Annotated in this window: 13 protein-coding genes; 5 read left to right on the plus strand and 8 right to left on the minus strand. The window is 53.6% G+C overall.

Features of this window, described 5'->3' with window-relative positions; genetic code table 11:
• Together A918_RS0108580 and A918_RS0108585 are read right to left on the minus strand one after the other, a co-directional pair.
• Window positions 1–1,657: multicopper oxidase domain-containing protein (locus A918_RS0108580; protein ID WP_022710669.1), on the minus strand; the 1,657-nt coding region annotated here is incomplete at its 3' end.
• 69 nt (window positions 1,658–1,726) lie between these two features.
• Window positions 1,727–2,116 (minus strand): hypothetical protein, encoded by a 390-nt coding sequence (locus tag A918_RS0108585; RefSeq protein ID WP_139316310.1) that lies wholly within the window; start codon window positions 2,114–2,116, stop codon window positions 1,727–1,729.
• Between the two features lie 336 nt (window positions 2,117–2,452).
• On the opposite strand from A918_RS0108585, the gene A918_RS0108595 reads away from it, so the two are divergent.
• Entirely contained in the window at window positions 2,453–3,880 is a 1,428-nt protein-coding gene (locus A918_RS0108595) for a cytochrome P450 (protein ID WP_022710672.1), read from the plus strand.
• Between the two features lie 238 nt (window positions 3,881–4,118).
• On the opposite strand, the gene fghA is transcribed toward A918_RS0108595, so the two are convergent.
• The 5 genes from fghA to A918_RS0108620 are packed head-to-tail and all read right to left on the minus strand — an operon-like array spanning window position 4,119 to window position 7,502.
• The gene (gene fghA, locus A918_RS0108600) at window positions 4,119–4,949 is read right to left on the minus strand and encodes an S-formylglutathione hydrolase (protein WP_022710673.1); all 831 of its coding nucleotides are present in this window, start codon (window positions 4,947–4,949) and stop codon (window positions 4,119–4,121) included.
• Window positions 4,950–4,952: 3 nt separating this feature from the next.
• Window positions 4,953–5,615, minus strand: coding sequence for a DUF1345 domain-containing protein (locus tag A918_RS0108605; protein WP_022710674.1), 663 nt, complete (start codon window positions 5,613–5,615; stop codon window positions 4,953–4,955).
• On the minus strand, window positions 5,612–6,079 hold the full coding sequence (locus A918_RS0108610; RefSeq protein WP_022710675.1) for a GNAT family N-acetyltransferase: 468 nt from the start codon (window positions 6,077–6,079) through the stop codon (window positions 5,612–5,614). The genes A918_RS0108605 and A918_RS0108610 overlap by 4 nt, the downstream gene beginning before the upstream one ends.
• Window positions 6,079–7,191: an S-(hydroxymethyl)glutathione dehydrogenase/class III alcohol dehydrogenase gene (locus A918_RS0108615; protein WP_022710676.1), complete on the minus strand. Its 1,113-nt coding sequence runs from the start codon at window positions 7,189–7,191 to the stop codon at window positions 6,079–6,081. The genes A918_RS0108610 and A918_RS0108615 overlap by 1 nt, the downstream gene beginning before the upstream one ends.
• 29 nt (window positions 7,192–7,220) lie before the next feature.
• The gene (locus A918_RS0108620) at window positions 7,221–7,502 is read right to left on the minus strand and encodes a metal/formaldehyde-sensitive transcriptional repressor (RefSeq protein WP_022710677.1); all 282 of its coding nucleotides are present in this window, start codon (window positions 7,500–7,502) and stop codon (window positions 7,221–7,223) included.
• A 150-nt stretch (window positions 7,503–7,652) separates the two neighbouring features.
• Here A918_RS0108620 and hrpB point away from each other — a divergent pair, with 150 nt between their 5' ends.
• The 3 genes from hrpB (at window position 7,653) to A918_RS0108635 (ending at window position 12,450) form a co-directional block, all read left to right on the plus strand.
• A complete protein-coding gene (gene hrpB / locus A918_RS0108625; RefSeq protein WP_022710678.1) occupies window positions 7,653–10,130 on the plus strand; it encodes an ATP-dependent helicase HrpB in 2,478 nt (825 codons plus the stop codon).
• 235 nt (window positions 10,131–10,365) lie between these two features.
• Entirely contained in the window at window positions 10,366–11,670 is a 1,305-nt protein-coding gene (locus tag A918_RS0108630) for an ActS/PrrB/RegB family redox-sensitive histidine kinase (protein WP_022710679.1), read from the plus strand.
• Between the two features lie 216 nt (window positions 11,671–11,886).
• Window positions 11,887–12,450, plus strand: coding sequence for an ActR/PrrA/RegA family redox response regulator transcription factor (locus tag A918_RS0108635; RefSeq protein ID WP_022710680.1), 564 nt, complete (start codon window positions 11,887–11,889; stop codon window positions 12,448–12,450).
• 32 nt (window positions 12,451–12,482) lie between these two features.
• Here the strand turns inward: A918_RS0108635 and A918_RS0108640 are convergent, their stop codons facing one another.
• Entirely contained in the window at window positions 12,483–12,977 is a 495-nt protein-coding gene (locus A918_RS0108640; RefSeq protein WP_022710681.1) for an MmcB family DNA repair protein, read from the minus strand.
• Window positions 12,978–13,119: 142 nt separating this feature from the next.
• Here A918_RS0108640 and A918_RS0108645 point away from each other — a divergent pair, with 142 nt between their 5' ends.
• Complete coding sequence (locus A918_RS0108645; protein WP_022710682.1) at window positions 13,120–13,740, plus strand: L,D-transpeptidase; 621 nt, start codon at window positions 13,120–13,122, stop codon at window positions 13,738–13,740.
• The last annotated feature ends 27 nt before the right edge of the window (window positions 13,741–13,767 follow it).

Consider the following 13,767-nt stretch of genomic DNA (forward strand, 5'->3'; position numbering starts at 1 on the left):
GCACATGGCAATGGAACATGAACGGATGTGAGCGTTTGCCCTCTGCTTTGAAGTGAACCAGCAATTCGGCTTCTCCGTCGACCAGCACAGTGTCTTTCCATCCGGCCTGATAATCCGGTGCTGCCTGACCATTTTTGGACAGGACGCGGAAATTGGCACCGTGAATATGGAACGGGTGTCCCATTTCAACAGATTTCAGCTTCCAGATTTCCATGGAACCGAGCTTGGCTTCCACATCCACACGGCTCATGTCGAAAGGCTTATCCGCAATCGACATGGTGATGCCGGAGGTGGCAGCAGTCAGCGATGGTCCCATCTGGTCAGCTGAACGTGCCGAATGTTCGCCATGATCCATCTCTCCGGACATCATTTCCTGCATTTTAGATGGTTGCGGCATTTGCATCTGCCCCATCTGGCTGTGATCCATTTTGCTATGGTCCATCTGCCCCATTTGACCCATCGGGGAGCTTTCGCCGCCCATCATTTTTTTGCGCATCATCGCCATGTTACCGGCCATGTTTTCATCAAAGACGAAAGAGCGGGTTTTGACGGACTTGGCCGGATCGGCAGCAGCCGGTTCTTCCAATGCGGAAACAAGTTTCATCACATCGGCTTTCAGACCATCGCTCACCTCAAAACGCATCAAATGCTCAAGGCTTTGTGCATCACCCAGTTTCGGTGTTCTGCCGGAGCCGTCATCCGGCAGGCTGGTAAAGTCCGCAGCCATGCCATTGGAGAAATCCACCAGCACTTCATAGCGCTCACCCGGTGCAATGGTCAGAATATCCACTGCTGCCGGTTTGGCGAGGAAGCCGCCATCGGACGCAATCGCATGCATCATCCGGCCATCGCTGAAATGGAAGTGATAATTGCGCGAATTGGAGGCATTGAGCAGACGCAGACGCACAATGCTCTGCGGCACTGTGGCAACGGGTGCAATGGCACCGTTGACGGTGAGATATTGACCACGGAAACCATGCATCAGATCCATGAAATCCGGCGCATAAACATTGTCACCGTCAATCACGCGGCGATCCTGAAATACCAGAAACAGATCGTCAGTGCCGAATGTATCCGGCAGGCCGCGTTCACGGTCGCCGCCATCGCTGACATGCAACATACCGGCCGCACCCATATGTGCCTGACGGGCTGTTTCCATATGTGTATGCGGGTGGAACCAGTTGAACGATGCCGGTTGGTTGATGTCAAATTCCGGCTGCCATATAGCGCCCGCATTAATCACATTATGCGGCCCGCCATCCATATCAGACGGGATCATCAGCCCGTGCCAATGCAGGGTTGTCACTTCATCCATGGCATTTTCAACGGCAAAGCGCACATGGGATTTGTTTTGCAGGCGTAGAACAGGGCCGAAATAATTACCATTAATACCTGCGGAAGCGGCACTGCTGCCAGCCTGAAAACTGTGACGGCCTTTGGCGATCTTCAGCTTTACCAAACCGCTATTATCCGGCTGCAAAAGGGCAGGGTGAGGCAGTTTCACACCTGTTGGTGCGGCGGATGCGGCAGGTGCCATATTGTGCATATCATGGGCGCCCTGTGCGCTTGCGCGATTGAGGTGCAGTGCTGGCAGGGCAATAGCGGACAGACCACCAAGGCCGAACAGCAAGGTCTGACGACGATTAAGTGTTTTCATCGGAATACTCCGTTTATGACAGAAAATATTATCACCTGCGCTGAAGGTCAGCGCGGTGCATTGTGATTTTCAGGCACAAACAGAGATCGGAGGGCGATCGGAAAGGGCAGGCGGCAGTCCGTGCAAGACCTGCATATAGGGCGCGCTTAGTGCGCGCGGAAAGGCATCAATTTGTGCCATAACCGGTGCTACAGGAACAGGCATAACACAGCCGCTGACTGCACAGGCCATGCCCTTGGTGCTGTGATGCTGGCCGGTTTCCGGCGCTTTATTGTGCTGCCCGTGATCCATCATTTCATGCGCCGGCGCAACATGTGTAATTTCGGCTGCAAGCGGCATAACAGGTGTGTAAGCCTGTGCAGACATCTGAAAGGCACAAAACTGCAGCATCATGAACGCAAGCAGAAACAGCATAAGCCGGTATGGCAGGCTGATAATGCTGTTGATTGCGGATGACACGGAAGCGGGCTTTCATATTTCTCTGAAGTTAACAGCACATATAGGCAGGCGGGACAGCCTTGACCAGTGCGCGTTCCAAGTTTCCTGTCAGATAATTACGGCAAAATTTGCGGGATCGCTGTTTTGCCTTATTGTCTTTCCTATATCTGTTTGAGGTAGTCGCTGTTTCCGGTGCTGCCAGAGCCTTTACAGCGCATTCAACTTGCTGTGTACGCTCTGGATTCTTGAGTGACGCATGCTTGCGGACGTTGAATGAAGACATTTAACTGCGGCATGCGTTTGGGGGCACAAGGCTGATACTAGAACAGCATGATGAAACATTTTCAGGATGGCATCATGACTGAATTGCTACGATCTTCACTTTCAAATGCCGGTGCAATTCCGGCAAAGCACCCTTTTGTGCCACCGGCACCGGTTCCGCGTAAAGATCCGGTCGGGCGGCTGGCGCTGATGCGGATTGTCTATCGTAACCCGTTAGAGCTTTGGGGCGAGCCGTCCTATAATGAGCCGTGGGTTGAGGTGAACTGGCTCGGTATGCATACGATTATTGCCAATGATCCGGCGCTGATCCGTCATGTTCTGGTGGAAAATCCGCAAAATTATCCGATGGGCACCATCCGTCAGCGCGTGTTGCGCCCGATCCTGCGCGACGGGTTGCTGACCGCCGAAGGCTCCACATGGCGGCGCTCCCGCAAAGCTATGGCGCCGGTTTTCACACCGCGTCATATTCACGGCTTCGCTGATGCTATGCTGAAAAGTGCGCAGGCCTTCACCAACCGCTATCGTATATCAGGCACAGTGACAGATGTGTCGCGGGATATGACATTGCTGACTTATGATATTCTGGCTGAGACATTATTTTCCGGCGAGATTGCCGGTGATCCGAAGGAATTTGCCCGCCAGACAGACCGGCTGTTTGAAACGATGGGACGGGTCGATCCGTTTGATCTGCTCGGCGCGCCGGACTGGTTGCCCCGCCTGACACAATTGCGTGGCCGCCGTTCATTAGGCTTTTTCCGTTCCATTGTGGCGGAGACGATTCAGCTGCGCAAAGAGCGGATGGATTGTGGTGAAGCCGTGCCGAATGATTTCCTGACACTGTTATTGCAGACGGAAACTTCTGCTGAAAAACCGGATGGCCTGTCGCGGGATGAGATTGAGGATAATCTGATTACTTTCATCGGTGCGGGGCATGAAACAACCGCACGGGCACTGGGCTGGACGCTTTATCTTCTGGCGCAGGATGCGCAGGAGCGTGCTGTTGTTGAGGCAGAAATTGATGCATTCATGAATGGTGAAGGCAAGGATTTACCGCCGCATCAATGGCTGGAAAAGCTTCCTATGACCCGCGCTGCTTTTGAGGAGGCGATGCGGCTTTATCCGCCTGCACCTTCGATCAATCGTGAGGCGCTTGCGGATGATCAGTTTGGCGACCTGAAAATTCCGGCAGGTACGGCGGTGATCGTGATGCCGTGGACAATCCACCGGCACCGGAAATATTGGGATAATCCGGAGGCATTTATTCCGGCGCGGTTCCATCCGCAAAACCGCGATAAGATCGACCGTTTTCAATATCTGCCATTCGGGGCAGGCCCGCGCGTCTGTATCGGCGGCAGTTTTGCCATGCAGGAAGCGGTGATCGCCTTGGCGGTTCTGTTGTCCAAACATCGTTTTGATATGGTGGGAAATGCGAAGCCGTGGCCGGTACAGAAACTGACTACCCAGCCTAAAAACGGTTTGCTGATGAAGGTGACGCCGCGCTGAAATTCAGCGCGGCACATGACACATATTCCGTTTTTGATGTGACGAAAATGGTGTGGTTCGAGAACCGGCGCGCAGTGTACCCTGCATAATCCTTTAATCCTCTTTGATTAAAGATAAGATTATGCAGCTATTTAGATCACGGCATCCTTTGCACGCCCTGTTGGGCGTGCGGTGCCGTGTGCACATGAGCACCGGAAGCGCAGAAACGCGCCATTTGCAGACCATCAAAGCCGGAATATCACAGGCGGGCAGCGTGCCAACGCAAATGCTCATCCATAAAGGTTGAGATGAAATAATAGGAATGGTCATAGCCTTCCCGCATATTCAGCGTCAGCGGGATGGTCGCCTTGGCACAGGCTTCCTGCAACAGCCACGGGCGCAGACCATCATCCAGAAAACTGTCCGCTGTGCCCTGATCGACTAACAGGCTTTCAATCCGGTGACCGTCTTCAATCAGCGCGGTTGTGTCATAAGTGCGCCATGCACTCTGATCGTGCCCGAGATATTTCTCAAAGGCAGGCTTTGACCATCCGGCAGTAGAAGGCTGGGCAATTGGTGCAAAAGCGGAGACAGATTTAAAACGCTCAGGATTTTTCAGAGCAATGGTGATTGCGCCATGGCCGCCCATGGAGTGGCCGGTAATTGCCTGACGGGACATATCCAGCGGGAATTCCTGAGCCACCAGTTTGGTCAGTTCTTCTGTAACATAGCTGTACATCTGATAGTTTTTGGTAAAAGGCGCTTCTGTGGCATCGAGATAGAAACCTGCGCCTTTACCGAACTGCCAGTTATCCGGCTCATCCGGCACATCATCACCGCGCGGGCTGGTATCAGGGCAGAGAATAGCGATGCCTAGCTCGGCGGCAAGGCGGCGATATTCGCCTTTATCCATGACATTCTGATGGGTGCAGGTCAGGCCGGAGAGATACCAGAGAACAGGCACCGGTCCGTGCTCTGCCTGTGGTGGCAGGAACAAAGCAAAAGTCATATCACACTGGCAGGTTTCACTTTTATGGCGATAGACGCCCTGCGTGCCGCCGAAGGCTTTTGCCTTTGAAATGATTTCCATGAACTAACTCCCCAGAGCCACAGCAACATTGACGGCTGCGGCCACAAGTACGGTATTGAAGAAAAAGGAAACGATACTGTGCAGCAGAGTGACCTTGCGCATGGCCGGTGTCGTGACGCTGGTATCGGAGGTTTGTGCGGTCATGCCTATTACATAAGCAAAATAGACAAAGTCATAACCGGAGGGCTCCGGCGTATTCGGAAATTCAAAGCCGCCTTTATGTTTGCGTCCTGAGCTTCCGTCTTTGAGCGCGGTCTGATCAGGTTCCCAATACAAATGGGCATAATGCAGGGCTGTCATCATATGAATGGTGAACCAGCCAAGCGGCACTGCAGCCAGTGTCGCAGCAAATGTGAACAGATCATGCTGTTGTTGCTGCTGGTTTATCAGAATGAACAGCGAGGTGATGGAGGAAATCACAGTCGCAAACGTGACCAGAAAAATAATCCAGACCGGCTCGTCAGTGCTTGCAGCATGTTTCTTCAAATAAGCTGAACTTAAATGCGGCAAGGCTCTTAAAGCCATGAGCAGATAGAGAATGAAGAAACAATTGACCGCAATTACCGGTGCCGGTGAAATGGAGAAAACCCGGCAGATCAGAAAGACTGCCGCGCCGCATGCCGCTGCAATATAGAAGGACATATGACGGCGCAGCAGAAAATTCATACAGAGGCTCCGTTTGCCGGTTCCAGACGCATGTCGATATGCGGAATGCCGTCTTCCAGATATTCTTCGGAAATGGCTACAAAACCAAAAGAACCGTAGAATTTCTGCAAATGGCTTTGTCCGCCAAGCTCAACCGGCTGGTCAGGAAAACGTGCTTGCGCAAAATCAACAGCTTCCTGCATCAGGCGCTGACCGAGTTTGTAGCCCCGATAGTTTGGCGCTACCACAACGCGGCCGATCTTCACTGCTTCATTCTCTTCCGGTGGAAGAACCCGCAGCGTCGCCGCGAGCTCCTCACCATCAAGAATGCTTAAGTGAAATGCGCCGATATCCTTGCCGTCAATTTCTGCAAAAGCGCAATTCTGCTCGACGATGAAGACATCCATGCGCAGTTTCAGTATCGCATAGAGTGCGCGCGGTGTCAGATCGTCGATTTCGTTCCAGCGGGAAGCAAATTGTGTCATCAGAATGTAATCACCGAGCGGATCGACTTGCCTTCATGCATCAGATCAAAAGCGGTGTTGATCTCATCAAGCGGCATTTTATGGGTGATCAGATCATCAATATTGATCTTGCCGTCCATGTACCAGTCAACGATTTTCGGCACATCGGTGCGGCCGCGTGCGCCGCCGAATGCTGTACCTTTCCAGACGCGGCCGGTGACCAGCTGGAACGGACGGGTGGCGATTTCTTTACCAGCTTCGGCCACGCCGATAATGATGCTTTCGCCCCAGCCACGATGGGTGCATTCCAGTGCCTGACGCATGACATCGGTATTGCCGGTGGCGTCAAAGGAATAGTCGGCACCGCCGTCAGTCAGGTCCTGAATGGCCTGCACCACTTTGTCATTGCCGATTTCACGCGGATTGATGAATTCGGTCATGCCGAATTTTTTCGCCATTTCCACTTTGGCCGGATTGATATCAACACCGATGATCTTATCGGCACCAACCATACGGGCACCCTGAATAACATTGAGACCAATGCCGCCGAGGCCGAACACCACTACATTAGAACCCGGACGCACTTTGGCGGTATAAATCACAGCGCCGATGCCGGTGGTAACACCACAGCCGATATAGCAAATCTTGTCGAAAGGCGCGTCTTCACGCACTTTGGCCAGCGCGATTTCCGGCAGAACGGTGAAGTTCGAGAAGGTCGAGCAGCCCATATAATGGAAGATTTCGCCGCCGTCGCAGGAGAAGCGCGAGGTGCGATCCGGCATCAGACCCTGACCCTGCGTGGCGCGGATCGAGGTGCAGAGATTGGAGCGCTGCGACAGGCAGGTTTTGCACGAGCGGCATTCCGGTGTGTAAAGCGGGATCACATGGTCGCCCGGACGCAGTGTGGTGACTCCTGCACCGACTTCCCGCACAATGCCTGCACCTTCATGGCCGAGAATGGCCGGAAACTTGCCTTCTGAATCAAGGCCGGACAGCGTATAGGCGTCGGTGTGGCACACGCCGGTTGCCATCACTTCCACCAGAACTTCACCGGCTTTCGGACCACCGATTTCAATTGTTTCAATAGTGAGGGGCTTGTTGGCCTCCCAGGCAACGGCTGCGCGCGATTTCATGGCTTTGTTCCTCTTAAGTCTGTCGTCTTTTATTTCAGATAAGAGCGGATAATCCGCATAAGTTGGTCGATTTCACTATCCATATCAGCCGGAGATAGGGCTTTCTGCGGCTGTTGGAAGGTCTCTTTTAAATGGCTTTCCAGAACTTCAGCCATCAGGCCGGTAGCGGCACCACGCATGGCGGCAAGCTGCTGTAAAAGCGCACCGCATTCTGTGCCTTCCTCAACCGCGCGCTCCAATGCCTCCGCCTGACCTTTGATGCGGCGCAGGCGTGTCATGACGCGTTTCTTGGCTTCCGGTGAGTGGGGCATAGTTTTCTACCGATAAATATGGTGATGAAAATATATACTATGGGGGAGTATGTCAATTGATGTGCCATATCTGCTCCTCAAGAATAGTAAAGCATAACGCGGCTGTTTATAATTCGCTGCGATCAGAATCATTTATCAGGTGCGTTGTCTTTGCCTCAGCAGTCCGTTTCATCCCTTCCGCTTTTGCCTGTCCGTGAGGCGCTGCCGCAATTGGATCATGCCTTGCAGGCTGGAGGTTCTGCCGTTCTGGTTGCGCCGCCCGGTGCGGGTAAGACAACTTTGGTGCCGCTGCATTTGTTGCAGGCAGACTGGCGCAAGGACGGGCGGATTATTGTGCTGGAACCGCGCAGACTGGCAGCACGTGCTGCAGCTACACAAATGGCGCGTTTGCTGGGCGAAGAGGTTGGCAAAACAGTCGGTTACCGGATGCGCCTCGACAGCCGCTATCATGCGCAGACGCAAATTCTGGTGGTGACGGAAGGCGTGTTCGCCCGTATGATCCTTGATGATCCGGAATTATCCGGTATCTGCGCGGTGCTGTTTGACGAGTTTCATGAGCGCAGTCTGGATGCTGATTTCGGATTGGCGCTGGCACTGGATGTGCAAGGAGCTTTGCGCCCTGATCTCAAAATTCTGGTGATGTCGGCAACGCTTGACGGTGCGCGGGTGGCGGAACTGCTGGATAATGCGCCGGTTGTTGAGAGTGAAGGTCGCAGTTTTCCGGTTGAAATCCGCTATCAGGAACGCAAAGCCGATGAGCGGATTGAAGATGCAATGGCGCGGACAATCCGCGCGGTTCTGGCTGATGAACAGGGCAGTTTGCTGTGTTTTCTGCCCGGTCAGGGTGAGATTGAGCGTACAGTTCGTGCCCTTGAAGGGCGCGTTGGCGAGCATGTTATGCTGTGCCCGCTTTATGGCGCCATGGACGGTCGCGATCAGGATGCGGCGATCAAACCGGCACCGGAAGGTAAACGCAAAGTGGTGCTGGCAACCTCGATTGCCGAAACCTCAATCACTATTGATGGTGTGCGGGTGGTGATCGACAGCGGTCTGTCCCGTCAGCCGCGTTTTGAACCGGCGACCGGCCTGACACGGCTGGAAACCGTGCGCGCATCGCAGGCGGCGATTACCCAGCGGGCAGGGCGTGCGGGGCGAACTCAATCGGGTATTGCGATCCGGCTCTGGCATGAGGGGCAAACATCGTCGCTGCCGCGCTTTACCACGCCGGAAATTCTGGAAGCTGATTTGTCGTCGCTGCTGCTCGATTGTGCAGCATGGGGTGTGCAAAATGTCAGCGACTTGCGTTTGCTCGATCAACCCTCAGCGGCCAGTCTGAAAGAAGCGGCGACCTTGCTGAAACGGCTTGGCGCACTGGATGCAGACGGGCGGCTGACAACATCCGGCGAGCAGATCAGGAAACTGGCTTTGCCGGTGCGACTGGCGCATATGGTGGCAGAGGCTGCCAATCGCGGCGAGGCATTGCAGGCGGCAGAGCTTGCCGTGCTGATGACCGAGCGCGGCCTTGGCGGTAATGAGGTTGATCTCGATGCTCGGCTTTCCCGTTTTCGTCGGGATCGCGGTGATCGTGCGCAAAAGGCGCGTGGCTTGGCACGCTCGCTGATTAAAGACTTACCGGCTGCAAATGCGCAAAGCAAAGACGATGCCCATGCGGGTCGTCTGCTGCTGGATGCCTATCCGGATCGCGTGGCCAAAGCGCGTGGCAATGGCGGTCAGTTTATTCTGGCCAATGGGCGCGGTGGTGAGCTGGATGCCAGCCAGCATCTCTCCCGCGTGCAGTGGCTGGTGGTTGCTGATCTGACCGGACGGGCAGGGGCGCAGCGTATTCTCTCTGCCGCTGAGGTGAGTGAAGAGGATATCCGCAAGAGTTTGGTGAGCCAGATCGAGGGCGGACAACAGATCATCTACGATCCTGAACGCAAGGCCTTGCGTGCCCGTGAAGCGGTGCGGTTGGGGGCAATAACCCTGTCGGAGAAAAATCTGGCAGCACCATCGGGTGAGGCTGCTGATCTCGGTGTAGTTCAGGCTGTACGCCAATATGGTTTGGATATTCTGCTTTGGGACAAATCTTCTTTAACGCTGCGCCGCCGTCTTGGCTGGCTTTATCGCGGGCTTGGTGAGCCATGGCCGTCGATGGATGATGAGCATCTGCTGGCAACATTGGAAGACTGGTTGCTGCCGTTTCTGACTGGTGAGGCGCGGCTCGATAAAATCAGTCAGTCTGCGCTGATGAATGGCCTGCGCTCTCTCGTGCCGTTTGATCTGCAACGGCAGATTGATACGCTGGCACCAACGCATTTTACGGTGCCGACCGGTTCCAATATCGCGATTAATTATGAAGGCGATGAGCCGGTGATTGCCGTGAGGGTGCAGGAATTGTTCGGTCTGACGACGCATCCTTCCATTGCCCGCGATACGGTGCCGCTGCTGCTGGAGCTACTATCTCCGGCACATAGGCCAATCCAGATCACCCGCGACCTGCCAAATTTCTGGAAAGGCTCATGGGTCGATGTGCGCACCGATATGCGCGGCCGCTATCCCCGCCATGTCTGGCCGGAAAATCCCGCAGAGGCGGATCCTACGCGACGCGCCAAACCACGGGGGACATAATATTCCAACTCTTGCGGCCTGCAAACGGCGTTCCTCTGTGCTTCCGGTACTCATGTACTTTAGTACATTCCGTTCCGGTTCTCGATGAACACCGTTTTCGTCTCGCCATAACCAAAATATGGCGGGAGCGTTCGGGGGAAATTAGCCTGCGGCAGGATGGCGCAGATTAACTTGCGTGTGCCGTGATTTTACCGCATAAGGCATTTTATGCGCGATAATTTACGGGGAAGACTGAATGGCAAATGGTGATCTGATTAACCGGGCCTCGTCGCTTTCCCGTCGCCTGCGTCTGACAACATTGGTGCGCGTGCGCTGGTTTGCCATTACCGGCCAGACCGCTGCTGTTTTGTTCGTTTCTCTGTCGCTGCATTTTGTGTTTCCGCTGGGTATCAGTTTCGCGCTGATTGCCGTGTCGGCATGGCTCAATCTGTTCTTATCTTTCCGCTACCAGCTCAATCATCGTTTGGATTTACGTACGGTTCTGTTGGTCTTAGCCTTTGATATTTTGCAGCTCACCGGCCTGCTTTATCTGACCGGCGGTCTGCAAAATCCGTTTGCCGTGCTGTTGGTCGTGCCGGTGATTATTGCATCAACCGCACTTTCTGTGCGCAGTATTTTGCTGCTAGGCCTGATGGCGATTGCCTGTGCCAGCGTGCTGGTGGTGTGGCATCTGCCTTTGCCTTGGTATAGCGGTATGACGCTGGAACTGCCGCTGATGTTTGTCATCGGTGTTTGGTGTGCCATTGTTTCGACGCTGATTTTCAGCGGTGTCTATGTTTATCGTATTGCCGAAGAAGCGCGTCTGCTGGGCGATGCTCTGAGTGCGACGGAACTGGTTCTGCAGCGTGAGCAGCATCTATCAGCGCTGGATGGTCTGGCTGCTGCTGCTGCCCATGAATTGGGAACACCGCTGGCGACCATCACACTTGTGGTCAAGGAAATGCAGCGTGCTCTGAAAAGTGATGACCGTTATACCGAGGACATTCAGTTACTGTCCTCTCAGGCGCAGCGTTGCCGCGAAATTCTGCAGCGTCTCACCAGCCTGTCTTCGGAAGGCGAAGAGCATATGTCGAAACTGGCATTGTCCTCGCTGATTGAAGAGGTGATCGCGCCGCATCGTAATTTCGGCATTCAGATTGATGTTGAGAAAAAACCTGATCCGAAATCAATGATTGCCGAGCCGGTTGTCCGTCGTAATCCCGGTGTGATCTATGGTCTGGGTAATCTGATCGAGAATGCCGTGGATTTTGCCAAGACCGAGACACAGGTGGTCTGGGGCTGGGATGAAAATTCAGTGCGCATCACGATCCGTGATGACGGCAAAGGCTTTTCGGTGGATATGCTCGACAGGATCGGTGAGCCTTACATGTCGCGCCGCAGCGATGAGCGCAATGGTGGCGGATTGGGGCTTGGGCTGTTCATTGCCAAAACACTGCTGGAGCGTTCCGGTGCGCATATCTCCTTTGCCAATCGTCCTGAACCAGGCCAAAGCGGTGCGGAAATTACGATTGTCTGGTCGCGGCAGGCGCTGACAGCATAAATCCGATTCTCCGGTGAAGCGGGGGAGGGTGTCTGAGACTGAAAGATTCGTTTTTCAGTGTTTGAAACTGTGGCCTTTACAGGCATATTTTGAGTAAAATCTCTGTGAAATGCTATGAATTTTGTCGTTTTACATGAATAGTTACATTGCATATTTGACTTTTTGACGCAGGCGCAGCAATAAGTAAAAAGACAAAAGACGAGTAAGGAATACCTGATGGATGATATGAGTCAGGATGATCACCTTGCCATCGGCAGTGATCCTTCGCTTCTTCTGGTTGATGACGACAAACCGTTTCTGCAGCGGCTCGCGCGTGCTATGGAAAGCCGAGGTTTTACAGTAACAACAGCTGAATCCGTTGAGGAAGGCATTGCTGCTGTGAAGCTGGCAGCTCCGGCTTATGCCGTTGTTGATATGCGCCTCGGCGACGGTAATGGTCTGGACATTATTGAAGCTATCCGTGCCAAGCGTGAAGATACCCGCGCCATTGTGCTGACCGGTTACGGCAATATTGCCACCGCTGTGAATGCCGTCAAAATCGGTGCGATTGATTATCTTTCCAAGCCTGCGGATGCGGATGAGGTTTTTGCAGCGCTGACCCGCCGTGACGGTGAGAAGATTGCGCCTCCGGAAAACCCGATGTCGGCAGATCGTGTACGTTGGGAACATATTCAGCGTGTTTATGAAATGTGCGAACGCAATGTTTCTGAAACAGCACGCCGTCTGAATATGCATCGCCGTACTTTGCAGCGTATTCTGGCCAAACGCGCTCCGCGTTAAGCCTTATCTTTATAATCATGCCGACTGGTTCATCAGTCGGCATCACTGAGCGGCATCGACACGCCTGCCATTTCTGCAAGTGTCAGCCGGTTTGCGCCGATCCGCGCCAGCTGTAATGTCAGCGCTTTGCGTGTGGCCGGTGCCAGTTTGTGCTCCGGTGCATCGCGCAGAATTTCCCCGCCATAACCGTCCGAGAGTATAAAACCACAATCTTCCGGAAAGATCTCACGCGGCACCTGTGCATGGGTGGCAAAAAACAACCGGTCGCAATAATTGCGGTAATCCGGCCATTTCTGATCGGCTTTCCAGTCCTCGACCGATGATTTGATTTCAATAATCCAGATTTCACCTTTGCGCGTCAGCCCGACCAGATCGGCGCGCCTGCCTGAACGCAGAGAAATTTCAGGCAAAACATGAATATTCAGATCAAGGCACAGGCGCTGCACGCCGCGCCGCACCAGCAATGCCAGTTCAGACTGACGGCCGTCACTGAGAGGATGTTGTTGAAAAGGCGAGATAATTGGCATGTGTCTCTGTCAGTATAGGTGTCCGTTTATCTTGAATAACGGATTTTATAAAAGATAATCATGGTTAATGATTGATTAAGGATCAATGGTTAACTTGTTCCCAACAAATGTTGACTGTCATTACGGTTTTCTGAGGGGAAAAATGGTATACAGAAATGCACTCTCTGCCGCGGGTCTTTTTTTGACAATGGCGCTGGCCGGTTGTTCGACAACCTCACCTTTTCAGACCAGTACGGCATCCTATTCCAGTGTTACAGATGCAGCCTATGTGCTGCCGACGGTTCCTGTTCAGAAAATCGCACCGGAATATCGTCGTCAACAGGTTAAATATGAAACGACAGAAGCGCCCGGTACAATTGTCGTCGATACGCAGAACAAGTTTTTATATCATGTCGAGCCGGATGGTAAGGCGATGCGCTATGGTATCGGTGTTGGTCGTGAGGGCTTTCAGTGGAAAGGCAATGCCAAAATTGCCATGAAACGTGAATGGCCGACATGGACACCACCGGCGCCGATGATCAAGCGCCAGCCGGAACTGGCAAAATATGCCGGTGGCATGAAACCCGGTCTGAACAATCCGCTGGGGGCCCGTGCGCTCTATCTGTATAAAGGCGGACGTGACAGCGGCTATCGTCTCCATGGGACGCCGGAATGGTGGTCCATCGGCAAGAATGTATCTTCCGGCTGCATCCGTCTGATTAATCAGGATATTATGGATTTGTATGACCGTGCCGGTGTCGGCGCCAAGGTTGTTGTGCTGTAATCTGGTATGGCAGAGACAATAAAAAAC

The organism is Pseudochrobactrum sp. AO18b (assembly GCF_000409565.1).
GTDB classification, from domain to species: domain Bacteria; phylum Pseudomonadota; class Alphaproteobacteria; order Rhizobiales; family Rhizobiaceae; genus Pseudochrobactrum; species Pseudochrobactrum saccharolyticum.

What these genes read in the sequence shown, in the direction of transcription:
- A918_RS0108610 (WP_022710675.1), bottom strand. Translation starts at nt 6,079, where the DNA reads ATGACACAATTTGCTTCCCGCTGGAACGAAATCGACGATCTGACACCG.
- A918_RS0108595 (WP_022710672.1), top strand. Translation starts at nt 2,453, where the DNA reads ATGACTGAATTGCTACGATCTTCACTTTCAAATGCCGGTGCAATTCCG.
- A918_RS0108630 (WP_022710679.1), top strand. Translation starts at nt 10,366, where the DNA reads ATGGCAAATGGTGATCTGATTAACCGGGCCTCGTCGCTTTCCCGTCGC.
- A918_RS0108605 (WP_022710674.1), bottom strand. Translation starts at nt 5,615, where the DNA reads ATGAATTTTCTGCTGCGCCGTCATATGTCCTTCTATATTGCAGCGGCA.
- A918_RS0108615 (WP_022710676.1), bottom strand. Translation starts at nt 7,191, where the DNA reads ATGAAATCGCGCGCAGCCGTTGCCTGGGAGGCCAACAAGCCCCTCACT.
- A918_RS0108645 (WP_022710682.1), top strand. Translation starts at nt 13,120, where the DNA reads ATGGTATACAGAAATGCACTCTCTGCCGCGGGTCTTTTTTTGACAATG.
- A918_RS0108640 (WP_022710681.1), bottom strand. Translation starts at nt 12,977, where the DNA reads ATGCCAATTATCTCGCCTTTTCAACAACATCCTCTCAGTGACGGCCGT.
- A918_RS0108620 (WP_022710677.1), bottom strand. Translation starts at nt 7,502, where the DNA reads ATGCCCCACTCACCGGAAGCCAAGAAACGCGTCATGACACGCCTGCGC.
- fghA (WP_022710673.1), bottom strand. Translation starts at nt 4,949, where the DNA reads ATGGAAATCATTTCAAAGGCAAAAGCCTTCGGCGGCACGCAGGGCGTC.
- A918_RS0108635 (WP_022710680.1), top strand. Translation starts at nt 11,887, where the DNA reads ATGGATGATATGAGTCAGGATGATCACCTTGCCATCGGCAGTGATCCT.